Origin of the sequence: Pseudomonas sp. 5P_5.1_Bac1 (assembly GCF_025466015.1) — a bacterium.
Lineage (GTDB): Bacteria > Pseudomonadota > Gammaproteobacteria > Pseudomonadales > Pseudomonadaceae > Aquipseudomonas.
On sequence record NZ_JANLNX010000082.1, the window covers coordinates 1 to 18,439 of the forward strand.

Here is an 18,439-nt window from a genome sequence, read left to right on the forward strand (position 1 = left end):
GGCATTAGGGCCAGGCCCCGGTTTTCTGTCAGCGTTCGGCTCAAGCCTTCGGCGTGACCCGATCGGCGGTCATCGCGGCTTGCGCGTCACCGTTTTCGATCATCAGTTGCTTCAGACCCTGCGGAAAACCAGGGAATGGCGCGTCGAAGCGGAACTTGGAATGGCTCATCAAGCCACCCGCCTTCTCTACCGCCGCCTGACTCCAGCTCACCTGATAAGCGCTACCAGCGATCGACTCCAGGTCAATGTTGACCAGGAACAGCGCATGCATCGGAGTAATGCCGGCGTAGTCGGCCGCATCAAGGTCAGCGCCCGCGGCAACCAGCCCGTCGATGAACTGCGGGTTCTTCTTCATGCAGTAGTGCAACGCGGTCTTGCCCTGGTAGTCCTTGGCGTTGACGTCCTGATTGGCGGCAAGGCTCAGCAGGCGCTCATCGGCACTCGTGTTTTCGCGGAAGCCCATGAACTTGGCCGAACGGCACAGCAGGTGCAGCGGGGTATTGCCGTACAGATCGACCTGCTTGCCCGCCGGCTCGGCGGCCAGGCGCAGGACGTGGTCGGCGGAGCAGCTCAGTTCATTGGTCATGCAGCGCATCAGGCGGTTCTGGCCGTTGAACGACTGCTTGGAGGCATCGGCGCCCAGCTTGATCATCAGCTCGTAGGCGTTTTCCGCGACACGGTGAATCGGCCGGTTGCCGTACTGATCAAGGGGTGCGTTGATATCGACCTTGCTGTTGGTCAGCAGGTATTCCAGGCCCTGCAGGTCCGCCACCTCGTTGGCGTAACCCTGTTGCCGGCCTTCAAGCATCTTCGCCAGTTGGTAGTTCTCGCCGTCGTTCAAGCTGCGCTCGTAGACGTTGGCCTTGCCGTAGGTGAAGGTGGTCAGGGTCTTTTCGCTGTCGTTGACGATGTCCTGACGCTCTTTGACCGTACCTTCCGGGAACGGCGCGCGGAAGTAACTAAGCTGCTCGCCATCGCGCTTGCCATTAACGTAGTTGTTCACCTTGGCAAGACGCGAGGTGCCGTCTTCGAGTTGGTAATACTCTTCGCTGCGACCGCTGAGTTCGCCGGCCTTGTAGGCCTTGCGCACGCCGATGACACCGGAAGGGAAATACACCTCGCTGATGCCCTCGAGCTTGCCGCTGCCGTCGGTGGCGTAACGATCGACGCCGCGCAGCACTTGCTTGCCCTCGACGATTTGCCAGGCCTTCTGCTCGCCAACGGTCTTGCGGTGATTCGGCGTGCCCGGCTCGTCGATCTTAGCGGTCTGACGCAGGCTGAAGCCGGTGGCGCAGTCGAACGTGGTGTCGGTGCGCACACCGCTTTTCACCACGATAGTCATCGACGGCTTCTTCTCGTCGCCCTTGCTGGTGCAGTACACGGTCGACGAACCGGTGAATTCGCCGGCGCGCAGTTCCAGGTCCTGGATCAGGTTGCCCTGCTCGTCGTGAGCCACCCACTTGCCATCGGCGCGACCGTCCTTGACGCTGAATTCCAGGGTCTTCACGCCGTTTTCGGTACGGGTCACCGAACCGTTGGCCGGCTTGCCGCCATCACGCTCGGCGTAGCGGGAGCCCGGGTTGAAACGGTCACCGTCGGACGACTTGAGGTCCTTGGCGTCATAGCCACCGCAACCGGTGAGGATCAGGCCAATGGCGGCGGGCAACAGAAGTTTGCGCATGCGTTTCTCTCCGTGAATGAGCACAGTCATTTGACGCGAACCAAGGTGACGTTGAGCAGGTTGCCCTCGCCAACCACTTGCAGGCGGTTGCCGCCGTCGAGCACGCGGGCGTGGATGATTGCCTGGCCGTCCTTGTCACGGGCGGTGACCATGCCGTCGGCCTGTTCCCACTCGTCGACCACGTACTTGTCGCCTTCAATGACGATGCTGTCGGACTTGAGTACGGCCTGGCCGCCGTTGATCTGCATACCCATGACACTGCTCTGGACCTGGAAGGTGCCTTCGATGGCGTCATTGCCGCAACCAGTCAACAGCGTGGCGGCGCACAGCAGGGAGAGAAATTTGAGTTTCACGAGGAAGCTTCCTTGTCGCGGGGTATGGGCCCGACTCAAGGTAGCGTGCCATCCACGAATGGCTGACGTTCGTCCCTGAACCCGGCGTTGGAGAGATAACGCGCCACCCACAATGATGGCTACTCAATATCTTGACGCCATTGACTTGCCACTATCGGGAAAGTTCCGATAAACGGTCAGGAAAGATGAAAAAGTTTTCATTCTGGTGGGAAAATCCGGCCCGCACGTCACCACGTCAGGGCGAGGGGCAGCCCCGAAGACGCGCGAAAAAACCGTCAGGCTTCTTCGGGGTAACTGAACTCGAAGACCCGCACCACTTCGGAGGCATGCCAGGACGCCGCAGCCATACCGTCAGACGGTCCGGAAAAGCGCCCCAGACGCTCGACGCATTCGAAGAAGCCGGTGCGCGGCAAACGGCTGGCGCCCTGGCTGATCACCAGCGAGCTGCGCAGTGGTTGCTCGGCACGGGCATCCAGAAGCGCCAGGTGCTCTAGGGCGGCGGTCAGCGTCTGCATCGCTGGGCTGGGCAATTGCAGACGTTCGAGCAAGGCGCGGTAGGTCAGCAGATGGCGCTGGCGGCGCGCGACATCCAGCTCGCCGAGCAGCCCGTCCCAGTGCTGCCGGCTGATCCGCACGGCGCTCATGACGGATCGCTCCAGCCCGGCAACCCCAGCTCCCACGCCAGGCTGCGGCGAATCGCCGAGTCGGGCAGGCGCTCACCGCTTTCAATCATGGCCAGGTAGTGCGGGCTGATGCCAACGCTCCGGGCCAGTTGCTCCGCCGCCAGGCCCTTGGCCTGACGCAATACGGCCAGCTCGCTCAACAAAGGCAGGCTGGCCGGTTCGGAGGGTGCTTCAATGGCGGTCTGCGCGGCCGGAGATACGGCCTCCGGCTGACCCGCCGCCTTGAGTAACGCCTGATAGTGGTCCCAGGGAACAACCGCGTACTCGGGTTGACCGTCTCGGCTAATAACCTGAATAGCCATCACAACCCCCTTGTCGGACTTCTCGCATGTAATCTGTAGGCATAATCGTTATGCCAATAATATTACCAGCCAACGGGGGAATTGCAGCAGCCCGGTTTTACTCAGTGCCGGTTCTGCTCCAGGCGCAGGGCTTCCGGGGTGTCTGGCAGGCGTTCGACCACCCGCAGTTTTTCCGGAGATTGACGCTCGCGCCAGGCACGGAAAGCGTCCAGTTCATCACTCACGGTCTTGAGCACCCAGCCCAGCACGGCAATGTCGTCGAGCAGGCCGACGCCGAGCAGCCAGTCAGGAATGGCGTCCAGCGGGCTGACGAAATACAGCAGGCCCGCCACGATGGTCACCAGCGCCTTTGGACTGATGGCCCGGTATTCGCCGCGCCACCAGGCCACGCAGAGCGCCTGGAGCAGCCGTACATCGTCCTTGAGCTGGCCCAGCCGCGGGCCTTTGCGGGCGACGGCGAACAGCAGCGCCGGCAAACGGCCGCGACTGAGCAGGCGTTCGGCCAGGGGCAGGAAGCGAGCGAAATTCCACGGTGCTTTCATGTGACCTCCAACGGCAATGCCGGAAGGTTATCCACATTAATTGTGGATAACCTTGTGAACAGAGCCTCTTTTTAGGCCCGCGAATCCCGGTGGGCAAGGCCCGGGGTTAAATCGGGCGTTTTTTACACACTTGTTTCAATGCGCAATCGTTTTGCGAAGGGCTTCACAATCTGGCCGCAAGCGCCCTTTGCGTCCCGCACAAACGACAACGCCCCGTCATGACGGGGCGTTGGACAACAGCAGCGGCCGAATTACTTGGCAGGTGCTTCCGCTGGTGCTTGCGCAGGAGCTTCGGGTGCTTCCGGAGCATCCAGCTTGGCCTGATCCTTGATGCCCAGCAGTTCCAGGTCGAAGACCAGAACCGAGTTGGCCGGGATCATCGGGCTCGGGCTCTGTGCGCCGTAGGCCAGGTCAGCCGGGATGAACAGCTTGACCTTCTCGCCAACGTGCATCAGTTGCAGGCCTTCAACCCAGCCCGGGATCACGCCGCTGACCGGCAGATCGATCGGACTGCCGCGCTCGACGGAACTGTCGAACACCTTGCCATCGATCAGTTTGCCTTCGTAGTGAACAGTCACCACGTCGGTCGGCTTGGGCTGGACGCCGTCGGCCTTCTTGACGATTTCGTACTGCAGGCCCGAAGCGGTGGTAACGACACCGGTCTTCTTGCCGTTCTCTTCGAGGAATTTCTTGCCAGCCGCGGCGGACTCTTCGCTCATCTTGGTCAGGCGCTCTTCAGCGCGCTTCTGCAAGGCGGCGAAGGCTTCGATCAGCTCTTCGTCCTTGAGACGCTGCTCTTTCTTGCCTACGGCGTCTTCGATGCCCTGGGCAACAGCCTTGGAATCGAGGTCGTCCATGCCTTCCTGAGCCAGGCTCTTGCCCATGTTCAGGCCGATACCGTAGGAGGCTTTCTGTGCCGGGGTTTTCAGCTCGACGCTGGTCTGCGAATCGCAACCCGCCAGGACCAGGCTAACCAGGGCAACCGCAGCCGCCAACCGATGCTGTTTCATGCTATTTCCTTGTTCATGCGCCAAAGGGGCAATCGGGTAAAGCCGCGAGAATATCAGGCGGCCACGACCAATGGCTACCGGCAATAGGAACGAGAAAAGTCCTAGAAGTTCAGCAAGATGAACAGGTCTTCATGCAAGCATCCGGCACAGGGCCAGTATGGAAGGTCCGCCCCGGGCAAATGTGCCTTTGCCGGGCTTTACGGATAGTCGCCGTCGCGGTATTGCGCTGCAACTTCACGCAACACTTCACACAGCCATTGCGCTGGCAACGGCAGTGGCAAGGCAGCATTGCTGCAGATCCCCACCGAGCCGCCCGGCTCGCTGACGCCCAGGTCCAGCTCGCACAACTCGCCACGGTCCAGATCGACCCGCACGGCGTCGCGCGGCGCCACCCAGATCGCATCGCTGCCCTGCACATAACGCCGGCTCAGGGCCGGTGACAGGGTTTCCAAACGCTGGCGCGGCTGCTCGATGGCGCATTGCACGAACAGGCTGTCGGCATGCTTGCGAATGGTGGTGCCGGCCAACGGCAGCACCAAGGGATAGTCGCCGAGCTGGCTGCGCTCGATCGGCAGGCGCGCCAGCAATGGATGGCCGGGGCGCACCACCAGCGACATTGATTCGCTGTACAGGTGCTCGAACAACAGGCCCTGGATTTGCGGGCTGTCGGTCATACGACCGATCACCAGGTCCAGCTCACCGACATGCAATTGCGCCAGCAGGTGCGCGCTTGGTCCCGTGGCGACACTGACCACCAGCGCGGCATGCCGCTGGTGCAGGCGGCAGAGGGCTTCTGGCATCAGCAGGCTTTCCACGGTGGAAAGCACGCCGACCCGCACCTGCGGCGGCGCGTGTTCTTCGCCGCGCAAGGTGCTGACCCCTTCACGCAGTGCCTGCACGCAAGGCCCGGCGTAGCGCATGAAACGGACCCCGGCCGGGGTCAGTTCGACGCCTTGGCGACCGCGTTCGAACAGGCGGGTCTGGAGCAGGTCTTCCAGTTCCTTGAGGGTCTTGGAGATTGCCGGCTGGGTGATCGCCACGGCGTCAGCGGCCTTGGCGAAACTGCCCTGGCGGGCAATTTCGAGAAAGCACAGGAGGTGGCGGAATTTGATTCGGGTGTCGAGGTTCATGGGTGGGGAGTTTATCGGCTTCCGAGCCTCAAGTTGCAAGCTTCAAGCCGTAAGAAACAGCGGCTGGCGTCGCCGCTGCTTTCCCCTTGCACCTTGTAGCTTGCGGCTTGCAACTGCGATCAAGCGCCGATCTCCACCCGCCCCTCATTCACCCGCACCGCCCAGACGCGCAACGCCTGCCCGTCATCCTCCAGGCAGCGCCCGTCGCGTAGAGAGAAATGCTGCTTGTACAACGGCGACGCCACCACCAGTTCGCCCTTCAGGCTGCCGATCAGGCCACGCCCGATCACATTGGCACCAGAGCGCGGGTCATGGTTGTCCAGCGCATGCACTTCGGTCTCGGCACCCGGCACATAGAACAACGCCACCTGCGCGCCCTCATGCCATACCACCACCCCCGACTGGGCCACCAGGTCGGTTTCGGCGCACACCGGGGTCCATTGGGTTGGCGTTTGCACCGCTACGTTCGACAGGTTCATCAGAGCACCTCCTCGGTGGTCGGGATCAAATGGAGTTCAGCCGCAGCAATCGGCCGGCGCTGGCCGCGCTCGCGGACGAAATGCACGCCCGGATCGGCGCGGTGGTCGTTGACGAAGGTGCGGAAGCGCTTGAGCTTTTCCGGGTCTTTCAGGGCGTTGGCCCACTCGCATTCGTAGCGGTCGACCACATGCTGCATCTGCGCCTCCAGCTCGGCGGCGAGGCCCAGGCTGTCGTCGAGGACCACCTGCTTCAGATACGCCAGCCCGCCCTCCAGCCCCTCGCGCCAGACCGAAGTGCGCTGCAACTTGTCGGCGGTGCGGATGTAGAACATCAGCACGCGGTCGATGAGGCGCACCAGGCTGTCGTCGTCGAGGTCGGTGGCGAACAGTTCGGCATGCCGCGGGCGCATGCCGCCGTTGCCGCAGACGTACAAGTTCCAGCCCTTCTCGGTGGCGATCACGCCGATGTCCTTGCTCTGCGCCTCGGCGCACTCGCGGGTGCAGCCGGACACCGCGAACTTGAGCTTGTGCGGCGAGCGCAGGCCCTTGTAGCGGTCCTCCAGCAGCAAGGCCATTTTCACGCTGTCCTGCACGCCGTAGCGGCACCAGGTGCTGCCGACGCAGGACTTCACCGTGCGGGTCGATTTGCCGTAGGCGTGGCCGGTCTCGAAACCGGCAGCGATCAGCTCTTCCCAGATCAGCGGCAACTCATGCAACTGGGCGCCGAACAGGTCGATGCGCTGGCCGCCGGTGATCTTGGTGTAGAGGTCGTATTTCTTCGCCACTTCACCGATCACGATCAGCTTGTCCGGGGTGATTTCGCCGCCGGGAATCCGCGGCACCACCGAGTAGGTGCCGTTCTTCTGCATGTTGGCCATGAAGGTGTCGTTGGTATCCTGCAGCGGCACCAGCGCCGGGTCCATGATCGGCTGATTCCAGCACGACGCGAGGATCGAGCCTACGGTGGGCTTGCAGATATCGCAGCCGACGTGACCCTTACCGTGACGTTCCAGCAGTTCGGCGAAGGTGCGAATTCCCTCGACCCGCACCATGCCGTACAGCTCCTGGCGGGTGTAGGAAAAGTGTTCGCAGAGGCTCTTGTCCACGGTCACGCCGCGGGCGGTCAGTTCATGTTCGAACACCTGCTTGAGCAGCGCCGCGCAGCCGCCGCAACCGGTGGCGGCCTTGGTGCAACCCTTGACCGCGGCGAGGTCGCCGCAGCCGCTGTCGATGGCGGCGCAGACCGCGCCTTTGCTGACGTTGTGGCAGGAGCAGATGGTCGCCGTGTCCGGCAGCGCGTCGGCGCCAAGGGCCGGGGCGCCGGCCGATTGCGGCAGGATCAGCGACGACGGATCGGCCGGCACCGCGATGCCGTTCTGCACGTATTGCAGCAGGGTGTCGTAATAGCTGTTGTCGCCCACCAGCACCGCACCGATCACCCGCTTGCCGCTGGGGTCCAGCACCAGCCGGCGGTAAGCGCTGCCGGCCTCGTCGATAAAGCGATAGCTGCGCGCACCGGGCGTGGCGCCGTGTGCGTCGCCGATGGAGCCGACGTCCACGCCGAGCAGCTTGAGCTTGGTGGACATGTCGGCGCCCTCGAAGGCGCTGAACGACTGCCCCGCCAGTGCCGCCGCGAGGTTGCGGGCCATGTTGTAGCCGGGCGCCACCAGACCAAAGACGCTGCCGTTCCAGGACGCGCATTCGCCAATGGCGTAGATGCGCGGGTCGCTGGAGCGGCATTCGCCGTCGATGACCACGCCGCCGCGCGGGGCGATCTCCAGGCCGCAACCACGGGCCAGAGCGTCCTGCGGCCGGATGCCGGCGGAGAACACGATCAGGTCGGTCTCAAGGCTCTCGCCGCCGTCGAAGTTCATGCGGTAGCGGTAGTCCTGGCCCTCGACGATCGCCTGGGTCGCCCGCGAGGTGTGCACGCCGACGCCCAGCGCCTCGATCTGCGCACGCAGGGCCGCGCCGCCTTCGCTGTCCAATTGCACCGGCATCAGCCGCGGCGCGAACTCCACCACATGGGCTTCCAGGCCGAGGGACTTGAGCGCGTTGGCCGCCTCCAGCCCGAGCAGGCCCCCGCCCACCACCACGCCGCGCCGGGCGTTGGTGGCGGCGTCGCGGATGGCGTCGAGGTCATCGAGGGTCCGGTAGACCAGGCGCGCCGCGCCTTCCGAACCCTGGATCGGCGGCACGAAGGGATAGGAGCCGGTGGCCAGGATCAGCCGGTCGTAGGGGTAACGGCCCTCGGCCGTCACCACTTCGCGACGCTCGCGGTCCAGCTCCAGCACCGTCTCGCCCAGGTGCAGTGCAATGCCATGCTCGGCGTACAACCCCGCCTCGCCCAGCGCCAGCGCCTCGGCGTCGCTGCCACTGAAATACTCCGACAGGTGCACCCGGTCGTAGGCGCGCTGACGTTCCTCGCCGAACACCCGCACCTCGAAACGGGCCAGGGCGCCGCGCTCGATCAGTTGTTCGACGCAATGGTGGCCCACCATGCCGTTGCCGACGATGACCAGCTTTTCTCGTTGTTCGATGGACGCGATGGCGTTCATGTCCGGATCCTCACGGTGCGGGGCGTACCCCGAAAAAAACACAAAAAAAGGCGCCTGGAGCCGAAGCTCCAGGCGCCTTTGCCTGGTCTTGAATCGTTATGTAGTCCGTAGCGGTGATCGACGTTGACCACCTGGGACGTTGTGGAGTTGTAAAAGCAGGGAGTGTGCCAAGTAGGGAAATCAGGGAAATTGCAGAGAAACCGTGGGGAAATCGAACCACGCTGGTGCAATTCATTCCGGAGGTGAACCCTAATGGGGCTGCTTCGCGAGCAAGCTCGCTCCTACCGAGTCGGCGCGGTTGGCCTCAATAGACATCCCGCAGATAACGCTTGTCCCGCCCCATCTGCGCGACATAGAGCGCAGCATCCTCGGCACTCATCCCACCCTGCACGGCGATCACCTCTTTCAGCGCGGCATCCACATCCTTGGCCATTCGCGCCCCATCGCCACACACATAGAAGCAGGCGCCCTCTTCCAGCCATTGCCACAACAGCGCGCCCTGTTCACGCATGCGCTGTTGCACGTAGATCTTTTCCGCTTGATCCCGCGAAAACGCCGTATCCAGTCGAGTCAGAACACCGCTCTCACACCACGCCATCAGCTCATCGCGGTAGTAGAAATCACAGGCCTCCCGCTGCTCACCGAAGAACAGCCAGTTACGCCCCTTGGCCTGCCGCGCCTCCCGCTCCTGCAGGAACGCGCGAAACGGCGCAATCCCGGTGCCGGGGCCAACCATGATCACCGGCACGCCATCATCCGCCGGCAACCGAAAACTCGCCGATGGCTGCGGGAAAATCTCCACCCTCAGGTTTTCGGCGCGATCCGCGAGGTAGCTGGAGCAAACCCCTTTGCGCTGACCAAAGCGCACGGTGGACATGGTCAGGTGCACCTGCGTCGGGTGCAGCTTCGGGCTGGAACTGATGGAGTACAGCCGCGGCTGCAACGGTTTGAGCAGCGCCAGCCACTCTGTCTGGGAAAGGTTCAAGGGAAATTCTGCGAGCAGATCGACCAACTGCCGTCCCCAGAGCCAGTTATTCAACGCGGCCTTGTCACCGGGCAGCCCGGACACTTTGGCCAACACCTGCGGCGTGATGCGGGTGATATCCAGGTGCTCGCCCAACGCAACAGCCAGCGGCATCGGTTCCTTGAGATTGACCACCGCATCACCGTCCAGCCCGCTGCAACGCAGGAACTCCTCCACCAGTTGCGGACAGTTGTGCGGCCAGACACCCAGCGCATCGCCCACCTGGTAACTCAGCCCGCTGTCGCCAAGGTCAAAGACGATCTGCCGGGTTTCCTTGCTCGCCCCCGGCCCATTGAGCACGCGGTTTTCCAGCAGTTGCGCGGGCAGCGGATGGCTTTTGCCGAACGCCGGCTTTGCCACCTCGGCGACCGGCACCGGCGCTTCGGCGAGTTTTGCCGTCAGCGCCTGCAGCCAACTGGCGAAGGGCTCATCGAAATCCGGCTCGCAATCGACCCGTTCCAGCAGGCGCTCGCCACCCAGTTCAGTCAGACGCTGATCAAGTTTTCGCCCGAAACCGCAGAACTGGTCGTAGCTGGAATCGCCCAGGGCCAGCACTGCATAAGGTCGCTTCGCCCAGGCGACGTCATCCTGCAGCGCCTGCCAGAAGGTGGTGGCGCTGTCGGGCGCTTCGCCATCGCCGAAGGTGCTGGTGATCAACAACAAGCTGGCGGCTTCGCCGACCTGCGCCGGCTTCGCCGCTTCCATGCAGTCCAGGTGCACGCTCAGCCCCGCCTCCCGCAGGTGGCTGGCGCAACGCTCGGCGAGGGTCTGGCTGTTGCCGGTCTGGGAGGCCCAGAGCACCAGGTGCGAGGGCTTTTCCGCAATCGCCGTCGCCTCGGCCCGGACACTGGTGGCCGGCGCTTCGCCGCGGGAATACAGCCCGGCCAGCAGCCCATCGACAAACAGGCGGCGCGCCGGGGCCAGCGGCGCAGTGGCCGGCAGGACCGGCACACCCTTGGGCGTCGCCGCACCAAGCCCAAGCAGGAAGCCGTGCAGATACTGTTGTTCGCTGTCGGCCAGGGCCACAGCAGGTGGCGCACCCAGGCCCAGGACCTGGCGCAAGGTGTCGGTCGGCATCGGCCCGGTCTCCTTGGTAATGACGGGATTCAGTTGAAGTACATCGAGGCGCTCGCCGCTGACCCGGGTCAGGGCCACGGCGCAGTGCTTGAACGCCGGTTGCAGCGACACCGGATCGACGGCATCGCAGGTCACGGCATTGATCGCCAATTGCTCACCGTACAGGTCGTTCCAGTGAAACGGCGCAAAGCAGTTGCCCGCCATCACCCGTGCGCTGACCCGCGCCGGCAGCACGGCCTGGCCGCGACGGGAGCTGACCTGCACCTGATCTTTGTCGGCGATGCCCAGGGCGGCGGCGTCTTCGGGGTTGATTTCGAGGAACGGCCCAGGCTCGAGCTTGTTCAGGCTGGCGACCTTGCCGGTCTTGGTCAGGGTGTGCCACTGGTGCTGGACACGGCCGGTATTGAGCACCAGCGGGTAGGACTCATCCGGTAATTCGGAAGGCGGCAGCCAGGGCCGGGCGAAGAATCGGGCCTTGCCGCTGGCGGTAGCAAAAACGATGGCCGGGCGTTGACCATCGACACCGTCGCGTGGCGTCTGGCTCAGCCCGTCATTGAGGTAGCGCAGCGGACTGCGGCGATCGGCCCGCCCCGGCTCACACGGCCATTGCCGCGGGCCGTCTCGCAGTTGCTGATAATCGAGGCCGCGCAGGTCGTAGCCGGTCGCCGGGTTCCAGGCCTGGCGGATTTCCTCGAATACCGCTTCGGCGCTGGCATAGCTGAAACCCTCGGCGTAGCCCATGGCACAGGCTACCCGGGCAATGATCTGCCAGTCCGGCAGACTATCGCCGGGGGCATCCACCGCCTTGGCGGTGAGGGTCAGGTTGCGTTCGGAATTGATCATCACGCCTTCGGATTCGGCCCACAGCGCGGCGGGAAGAAGGATGTCGGCGTAGCGATTGGTTTCGGTGTCGAGAAAAGCGTCCTGGCTGATCACCAGTTCCGCCGCGCGCAGGCCGTCGATCACCCGCTGGCGATTGGCGACGCTGGCCACCGGGTTGCTGCAGATGATCCAGCAGGCTTTCACCTCGCCCGCCGCCATCTGCTCGAACAGGCCGATGGTGCCCTCGCCGCCTTCAGCGCGCAGGCTGCCCGGCGCAATGTTCCAGAGGCCTTCGACGAACTGACGATCGGCCTCGACCAGCGCCGAGCGCTGCCCGGGAAGGCCGGGGCCCATGTAGCCCATTTCCCTTCCGCCCATGGCATTGGGCTGGCCGGTCAGCGAGAACGGTCCGCTGCCAGGACGGCAAATCGTTCCGGTTGCCAGGTGCAGATTGCACAGCGCATTGGTGTGCCAGGTGCCGTGGATGCTCTGGTTAAGGCCCATGGTCCAGCAGCTCATCCAGTCCTTCGCCGCACGGATCCAGGCGGCGGCCTGGCGGATATCGGCTTCAGCCAAACCGGTGATTTCAGCAACCCGCGCCGGCGTGTAATCGCCGAGGAAAGCCGGCATCTCGTCCCAGCCCTCGGTGTAGCGCGCGATGAAGTCGTTATCGGTATGGCCGTTTTCGTGCAGCAGGTGCAGCAGGCCGTTGATCAGGGCGAGGTCGGTGCCGGGACGGATCTGCAGGAACAGGCCGGCCTTGTCGGCGGTGGCGCTGCGTCGCGGATCGACGACGATCAGCCGCGCGCCAGCCTTGAGCCGGTCGAGCAGACGCAGGAAAAGGATCGGATGACAGTCGGCCATATTGGCGCCGATGACGAAGAACACCTCGGCGTGTTCAAAGTCCTGATAGCTGCCCGGCGGGCCGTCCGCGCCCAGCGACAACTTGTAGCCGCTGCCAGCGCTGGCCATGCACAGGCGCGAGTTGGATTCGATATGCCGGCTGCGGATAAAGCCCTTCACCAGCTTGTTCGCCAGGTATTGGGCTTCCAGCGACATCTGCCCGGACACATACAGCGCCACGGCGTCCGGCCCGTCGCGGTCGATGATTGCGCGCAGGCGGCGGGCGGTCTGCTCGATGGCCTGGTCGATCCCCAGACGCACCGGGTCGCGCTGACGCTGATCGCGCAGAAAAGCCCATTCCATGCGCCCGGACTCGCGCAGCGGCTGATGGCAGCTCAGCCCTTTGGTGCAGAGCCGGCCGAAATTGCTCGGATGCTGCTTGTCCCCGCTGACCTTGGTCACCCGGTTGTCGGTCACGCTCATGACGATGCCGCAACCGACACCGCAATACGGACAGACACTGCGCACCGTCGTGCTGGTCATGGCCCTGACTCCCCTGCCTTGCGCAAAAACAAAAAGGCGCCCTGCCGCTCCGGCCTGATAAACAGGGGAGCAGCACGGCGCCTTTGTCGTGAACGGGGCAATCGACGTTGATTGCCTGATAGGCAGTTGAAAGCAAGGTGCGCGCCAGAGTGCTCGAAGCCCTGATTCATTGGGCGTGGCGGTCTGGCGTAAGGAAATGGCTGCACCGTGATGGTGAGCTGTGCACCAAGGCGCGGCATGGTGTGCGGGAGAAATCGCAGGCACAAAAAAAGCGACCCTAAGGTCGCTTTCTTTGTAACTTCCGGGTGTTCAGTGGGCCCTGGAAGTTGAATATGGCGCAGCGGACGGGACTCGAACCCGCGACCCCCGGCGTGACAGGCCGGTATTCTAACCGACTGAACTACCGCTGCGCTTAACACTGAGTGGTGGGTGATGACGGGATCGAACCGCCGACCCTCTGCTTGTAAGGCAGATGCTCTCCCGGCTGAGCTAATCACCCTTCGTCTCGGTGTGGCGCGCATTCTACGGAGCACCCCAAGGTCTGTAAAGCACTTTTTGAAAAAAATTTTTCAGGCGTTCCAACGACTTAGCGGGGTTGGCCTCAGCGGGTCCGTCGGAGAATAATGCCCCCCTTATATAGAGAGGAGTGATCCGCCCCATGTGGTTCAAAAACCTGCTGAGCTACCGCCTGACCCAGGACATCCCGTTCGATGCCGAAGCACTGGAAACTGCACTGGCCACCAAGCCCGCTCGCCCATGCGCCAGCCAGGAGTTGACCACCTACGGTTTTGTCGCCCCCTTCGGCAAAGGCGAAGACGCGCCGCTGGTGCATGTCAGTGGTGACTTCCTGCTGATCGCCGCGCGCAAGGAAGAGCGCATTCTGCCCGGCAGCGTCGTGCGCGACGCGGTCAAGGAGAAGGTCGAAGAGATCGAGGCCGAGCAAATGCGCAAGGTCTACAAGAAGGAACGCGACCAGATCAAGGACGAGATCATCCAGGCCTTCCTGCCGCGTGCCTTTATCCGCCGCGCCATGGTCTTCGCCGCCATCGCGCCGAAGCTGGGCCTGGTGCTGGTCAACTCGGCGAGCGCCAAGCGCGCCGAAGACCTGCTGTCGACCCTGCGTGAAGTGATGGGCTCGCTGCCGGTGCGTCCGGTGACCGTGAAGATCGCCCCGACCGCCACCATGACCGACTGGGTGAAAAGCCAGAAAGCCGCCCCGGACTTCTATGTCCTGGACGAATGCGAACTGCGCGACACCCACGAAGACGGCGGCATCGTCCGCTGCAAGCGCCAGGACCTGACCAGCGACGAGATCCAGATGCACCTGGGCACCGGCAAGCAGGTCACTCAGTTGGCCCTGGCCTGGCAGGACAAACTGTCGTTCGTCCTCGACGACAAGATGGTCATCAAGCGCCTGAAGTTCGAAGAACTGCTGCAAGACCAGGCCGAGGAAGACGGCGGCGAGGAGGCCCTGGGCCAGCTCGACGCCAGCTTCACCCTGATGATGCTGACCTTCACCGAGTTCCTGCCGGCGCTGTTCGAAGCGCTGGGCGGTGAAGATATTCCGCAAGGCATCTGATGAAGCGCGGGGCCGCAGTTGCGGCCCCGCCTACATCCTGTTTGCCCTTCGCACCAAGACTGTGCACTATACTGCGCACTGCGAGGACGGCCTCGCGACGCACCGCGTGGCCATCCGGGGACGGCCCCATCACCTGATGGAGTAACGAGCATGTCCTGGATCATTCTGTTTTTCGCCGGCCTTTTCGAAGTCGGCTGGGCTGTCGGCCTGAAATACACCGACGGCTTTACCCGCCCCCTGCCCACCGCCCTCACCGTCGCCGCCATGGCGGTCAGCCTTGGCTTGCTCGGCCTTGCCATGAAGGAATTGCCGCTGGGCACTGCCTATGCAATCTGGACCGGCGTCGGCGCGGTGGGCACGGTCATCGCCGGGATCATCCTGTTCGGTGAGTCGATGGCGCTGGTGCGGCTACTCAGCGTTGCGCTGATCGTCGCCGGCCTGATTGGATTGAAGGTCAGCGCAAGCTGACCTTCGTCGCTCACGTCACTTAGCGAATCTCGCCGCGCAACGCCCTTACTCGTTCGCGCAACAGCGCCGGCTCCGCCTGTTCTCCCGCAACAGCGGGGCCGGCCACCAGGGTCACCCGCGACCAGAATCGGCGGAAGAAACCCTTGCCCGGATCGCGACTGAAGAAACTCCCCCACAACCCCTGCAACGCCAACGGAATCACCGGCACCGGCGTGCGCTGCAGAATCAGCTTCATCCCGCCCTTGAACTCGTCGATCTCGCCATCGCCGGTCAGCTTGCCTTCCGGGAAGATGCACACCAGCTCACCGTCCTCCAGGTACGCGGCAATCCGCTCGAAGGCTCGCTCGTAGGTGGCGAGGTCTTCACTGCGCCCGGCAATCGGGATGGCGCCGGCGGTGCGGAAGATGAAGTTCAGCACCGGCAGGTTGTAGATCTTGTAGTACATGACAAAGCGCATCGGCCTACGCACCGCACCGGCGATCAGCAACGCATCGACGAACGATACGTGGTTGCACACCAGCAGCGCCGCGCCTTCGTCCGGAATCTGCTCCAGGTCGCGGTGCTTGACCCGGTACATGGAATGGCTCAGCAGCCAGATCATGAAGCGCATGCTGAATTCGGGAACGATGCTGAAGATGTAGGCGTTCACCGCAATATTGAGCAGGGACACCACCAGGAACAGCTCGGGAATCTCCAGCCCGGCCACACCCAACAGAACCATGGTGACAACGGCCGAGACCACCATGAACAGCGCATTGAGGATGTTGTTCGCGGCGATGACCCGGGCCCGTTGGTCTTCCGGGGTGCGCGCCTGGATCAGCGCGTACAGCGGCACGATATAGAAGCCGCCGAACACGCCGAGGCCGACAATCGACAGCAGGATCCACCAGGCCTTGGCCATGCCCAGCAGCGCCAGCCAGTCATACGGCGCGATGCCGGCCGGGATATCGCCGGAATGCCACCACCAGAGCAGGCCAAACAGGGTCAGACCGAAGGAACCGAACGGCACCAGGCCGATTTCCACCTTGCGCCCGCTCAAGCGCTCGCAGAGCAGCGAGCCGAGGGCGATGCCCACCGAGAACAGGGTCAGGATCAGGGTGACCACGGTTTCATCACCGTGCATCCACACCTGGGCATACGCCGGGATTTGCGTCAGGTAAATCGCCCCGACAAACCAGAACCACGAGTTACCGACAATCGAACGCGACACCGCCGGGGTCTGCCGCAAGCCCATGCGCAGGGTCGCGCCGGTCTGGGCGACGATATTCCATTGCAGCTTGAGTTCCGGCGACGCCGCGGCAGCCCGGGGAATGGCGCGACTGGCGAGATAACCGAGCACCGCGGTGCCGACGATGCCACTGGCCACCACCGGGGCGTAAGTGCTGCTGGACATCATCACCCCGGCGGCGATGGTGCCGGCGAGGATCGCCAGGAACGTGCCCATCTCCACCAGGCCGTTGCCGCCGACCAGTTCTTCTTCACGCAGGGCCTGGGGCAGGATCGAGTACTTCACCGGGCCGAACAACGCCGAGTGCGTGCCCATGGCGAACAGCGCCAGGAGCATCAGCCACAACTGGTTATAAAGGAAGCCGACCGCGCCGATGCTCATGATCACCACCTCGGCCAGCTTGATCGCGCGGATCAGGGCGTCCTTGGTGTACTTCTCGCCGAATTGCCCGGCCAGCGCCGAGAACAGGAAGAACGGCAAGATGAACAGCAGTGCACAGAGGTTGACCAGCATCGAGCCATCGCCGCCGATGCTGAGCTTGTAGAGGATCGCCAGGATCAACGACTGCTTGTACAGGTTGTCGTTGAATGCCCCCAGCGACTGGGTAATGAAGAAGGGCAAGAAGCGGCGTTTCTTGAGCAAGGCGAACTGCGAGGTGTGGCTCATCGTCCATGTACCTGAGTGGGCTTTGTGATTTGAGGCGCCGAGCGCGAGAAAAGCCACACTTTGCCGGATTGGCCGTCTTTCAATCCAGTGCCGCTTGCCACGATCGGTCAGCCCTTCTTGCGGCCACAATCGGCAATACACGGCGAAACGAACAACTCGCCCCGCCACGCCCCGCGCACGGTGCGCCAGGCCACCACCGACCACATCCCGATCAACGCCAGCACCAGCACGCCGCCGAGGGTCTGGAAGAATCCGAGCTTGAGCCACACCGCCAGTTTCAGCGTCGCCAGGGCGTACACCCCCAGCGGGAAGGTAAAGCCCCACCAGCCGAGGTTGAACGGCATGCCCTGATGCAGGTGACGCAGGGTGATCAGCACCGCGGTCAGCAACCACCAGAACCCACAGCCCCAGAGCACGATCCCGGCGATCAGGCCCAGGCCGCGGGCGATTTCGCCAAAGCCGGCCAAGCCGTTGGCGGCGAAGATCGCCGGGGCATCACCGCCGAGCAGCAGCATGCCGAGCGCGCCGGTGCCGATGGGGCCGAGCGCCAGCCAGCTCGAGGCGGCCATGTGCGCCGGTGGCAGTTTGTGCAGGGCCATGCGCAGGATAAGGATGGTCAGGATGCTGAACGCCACTGGCAACGACACCGCCCACAGCACATAACTGGTGATCAGCACCTGGAACTGCCGCGCGGCGTCGTCCAGATGAACTGCCAGCAAGCCGCCGCTGGCCGCCGCCACTTCCGCCGCCACCACCGGCAGCAGCCAGACCGCCGTCATCTGGTCGATGCTGTGCTCCTGGCGTGTGAACATCAGAAACGGAATCGCCACGCCACACAGCAGCGCCAGCGCCACATCCAGCCACCACAGCGCTTCGACCCACGGCAGGATGCCGTCGCCAAAACGCGCGAGGCCAAACGCCAGGGCGCCGTTGAGCAAGGTCGCCAGCGCCATGGGAATGGTGCCGAAGAACATCGACACCGTGGAGTGGGCGAAGATGCGCCGCGCTTCATCGAAGAACAGCACCCAGCGCGCGCCATAAAGAACACAGAACAACACGAACAACCCCATGGCCAACCACCACAGCGCTTCGGCGACGCCCGCCAGTGCCGGCATCGCCTGCGGCAAGGCCAGCGCCAGCACACCGGTGCCCATAACCACGGCGAACCAGTTCGGCGTGAACTGGCGAATCACCTCGCGGGGATGGGCCAACTGGTTGAAAGGGCGTAAGGGATGGGCAGTGGTCTGGCAAGTCATGGCGGTTATCTCCTGTCCTCTGATGAGGTAGGAATGAGCTTACAACTGACAGGAATATCCATATAACGGGTATTTTCTCTATCTGTTATCGATTTAACAGATAACAGAACCCCGCAATTGCGCCACAACCCGTCTGGATCGCCGCTTCCCTGCGACACCCCGCCACTGCGACCTTGGTCGGCGCTGACGAAGCGT

General features: G+C 63.6%; 14 protein-coding genes and 2 tRNA genes. 2 read left to right on the forward strand and 14 right to left on the reverse strand.

From position 1 onward, the window contains the following. Positions 1-40 precede the first annotated feature (40 nt). From NTD82_RS17200 to NTD82_RS17255, 12 genes are all read right to left on the reverse strand, one after another. Positions 41-1,681 (reverse strand): hypothetical protein, encoded by a 1,641-nt coding sequence (locus NTD82_RS17200; protein WP_262129565.1) that lies wholly within the window; start codon positions 1,679-1,681, stop codon positions 41-43. A gap of 26 nt (positions 1,682-1,707) precedes the next feature. Beyond that, positions 1,708-2,034 (reverse strand): hypothetical protein, encoded by a 327-nt coding sequence (locus tag NTD82_RS17205; protein WP_095155445.1) that lies wholly within the window; start codon positions 2,032-2,034, stop codon positions 1,708-1,710. 275 nt (positions 2,035-2,309) lie between these two features. After that, positions 2,310-2,678, reverse strand: a complete 369-nt coding sequence (locus tag NTD82_RS17210) for a hypothetical protein (RefSeq protein WP_095155444.1) — start codon at positions 2,676-2,678, stop codon at positions 2,310-2,312. Beyond that, a complete protein-coding gene (locus NTD82_RS17215; RefSeq protein WP_095155443.1) occupies positions 2,675-3,019 on the reverse strand; it encodes a multiprotein-bridging factor 1 family protein in 345 nt (114 codons plus the stop codon). Before NTD82_RS17215 ends, NTD82_RS17210 begins: the two co-directional genes overlap by 4 nt. Positions 3,020-3,120: 101 nt before the next feature. Continuing rightward, positions 3,121-3,561 carry a YkvA family protein gene (locus tag NTD82_RS17220; RefSeq protein WP_175652440.1) on the reverse strand — a complete coding sequence of 147 codons (441 nt, stop codon included), beginning with the start codon at positions 3,559-3,561 and terminating at the stop codon, positions 3,121-3,123. A gap of 251 nt (positions 3,562-3,812) precedes the next feature. Further along, on the reverse strand, positions 3,813-4,571 hold the full coding sequence (locus tag NTD82_RS17225) for an FKBP-type peptidyl-prolyl cis-trans isomerase (RefSeq protein ID WP_262129566.1): 759 nt from the start codon (positions 4,569-4,571) through the stop codon (positions 3,813-3,815). A gap of 197 nt (positions 4,572-4,768) precedes the next feature. Continuing rightward, positions 4,769-5,701, reverse strand: a complete 933-nt coding sequence (pcaQ, locus tag NTD82_RS17230) for a pca operon transcription factor PcaQ (protein WP_095155440.1) — start codon at positions 5,699-5,701, stop codon at positions 4,769-4,771. Between the two features lie 119 nt (positions 5,702-5,820). Beyond that, positions 5,821-6,180, reverse strand: coding sequence for a nitrite reductase small subunit NirD (nirD, locus tag NTD82_RS17235; RefSeq protein WP_095155439.1), 360 nt, complete (start codon positions 6,178-6,180; stop codon positions 5,821-5,823). Next, positions 6,180-8,738: a nitrite reductase large subunit NirB gene (gene nirB / locus NTD82_RS17240; protein ID WP_262129567.1), complete on the reverse strand. Its 2,559-nt coding sequence runs from the start codon at positions 8,736-8,738 to the stop codon at positions 6,180-6,182. The genes nirD and nirB overlap by 1 nt, the downstream gene beginning before the upstream one ends. Positions 8,739-9,042: 304 nt before the next feature. After that, positions 9,043-13,047 (reverse strand): bifunctional nitrate reductase/sulfite reductase flavoprotein subunit alpha, encoded by a 4,005-nt coding sequence (locus NTD82_RS17245; protein ID WP_262129568.1) that lies wholly within the window; start codon positions 13,045-13,047, stop codon positions 9,043-9,045. 333 nt (positions 13,048-13,380) lie between these two features. Next, positions 13,381-13,457, reverse strand: a tRNA-Asp gene (locus NTD82_RS17250). 13 nt (positions 13,458-13,470) lie between these two features. Beyond that, a tRNA-Val gene (locus NTD82_RS17255) sits at positions 13,471-13,546 on the reverse strand. A gap of 159 nt (positions 13,547-13,705) precedes the next feature. On the opposite strand from NTD82_RS17255, the gene rdgC reads away from it, so the two are divergent. Further along, a complete protein-coding gene (rdgC, locus tag NTD82_RS17260; protein ID WP_262129569.1) occupies positions 13,706-14,626 on the forward strand; it encodes a recombination-associated protein RdgC in 921 nt (306 codons plus the stop codon). Between the two features lie 150 nt (positions 14,627-14,776). Next, a complete protein-coding gene (sugE, locus tag NTD82_RS17265; RefSeq protein WP_095155435.1) occupies positions 14,777-15,094 on the forward strand; it encodes a quaternary ammonium compound efflux SMR transporter SugE in 318 nt (105 codons plus the stop codon). A 19-nt stretch (positions 15,095-15,113) separates the two neighbouring features. Here sugE and NTD82_RS17270 read toward each other — a convergent pair whose 3' ends face one another. Next, on the reverse strand, positions 15,114-16,988 hold the full coding sequence (locus NTD82_RS17270) for an MFS transporter (protein ID WP_262129570.1): 1,875 nt from the start codon (positions 16,986-16,988) through the stop codon (positions 15,114-15,116). Positions 16,989-17,095: 107 nt separating this feature from the next. After that, positions 17,096-18,244, reverse strand: coding sequence for a TDT family transporter (locus NTD82_RS17275; protein WP_095155433.1), 1,149 nt, complete (start codon positions 18,242-18,244; stop codon positions 17,096-17,098). Positions 18,245-18,439: the final 195 nt, after the last annotated feature.

Excerpts from the sequence above, each read along its gene's own strand:
- NTD82_RS17200 (WP_262129565.1), bottom strand. The coding sequence starts at position 1,681 with ATGCGCAAACTTCTGTTGCCCGCCGCCATTGGCCTGATCCTCACCGGT.
- NTD82_RS17210 (WP_095155444.1), bottom strand. The coding sequence starts at position 2,678 with ATGAGCGCCGTGCGGATCAGCCGGCAGCACTGGGACGGGCTGCTCGGC.
- NTD82_RS17215 (WP_095155443.1), bottom strand. The coding sequence starts at position 3,019 with ATGGCTATTCAGGTTATTAGCCGAGACGGTCAACCCGAGTACGCGGTT.
- NTD82_RS17220 (WP_175652440.1), bottom strand. The coding sequence starts at position 3,561 with ATGAAAGCACCGTGGAATTTCGCTCGCTTCCTGCCCCTGGCCGAACGC.
- NTD82_RS17225 (WP_262129566.1), bottom strand. The coding sequence starts at position 4,571 with ATGAAACAGCATCGGTTGGCGGCTGCGGTTGCCCTGGTTAGCCTGGTC.
- pcaQ (WP_095155440.1), bottom strand. The coding sequence starts at position 5,701 with ATGAACCTCGACACCCGAATCAAATTCCGCCACCTCCTGTGCTTTCTC.
- nirD (WP_095155439.1), bottom strand. The coding sequence starts at position 6,180 with ATGAACCTGTCGAACGTAGCGGTGCAAACGCCAACCCAATGGACCCCG.
- nirB (WP_262129567.1), bottom strand. The coding sequence starts at position 8,738 with ATGAACGCCATCGCGTCCATCGAACAACGAGAAAAGCTGGTCATCGTC.
- NTD82_RS17245 (WP_262129568.1), bottom strand. The coding sequence starts at position 13,047 with ATGACCAGCACGACGGTGCGCAGTGTCTGTCCGTATTGCGGTGTCGGT.
- rdgC (WP_262129569.1), top strand. The coding sequence starts at position 13,706 with ATGTGGTTCAAAAACCTGCTGAGCTACCGCCTGACCCAGGACATCCCG.
- sugE (WP_095155435.1), top strand. The coding sequence starts at position 14,777 with ATGTCCTGGATCATTCTGTTTTTCGCCGGCCTTTTCGAAGTCGGCTGG.
- NTD82_RS17270 (WP_262129570.1), bottom strand. The coding sequence starts at position 16,988 with ATGAGCCACACCTCGCAGTTCGCCTTGCTCAAGAAACGCCGCTTCTTG.
- NTD82_RS17275 (WP_095155433.1), bottom strand. The coding sequence starts at position 18,244 with ATGACTTGCCAGACCACTGCCCATCCCTTACGCCCTTTCAACCAGTTG.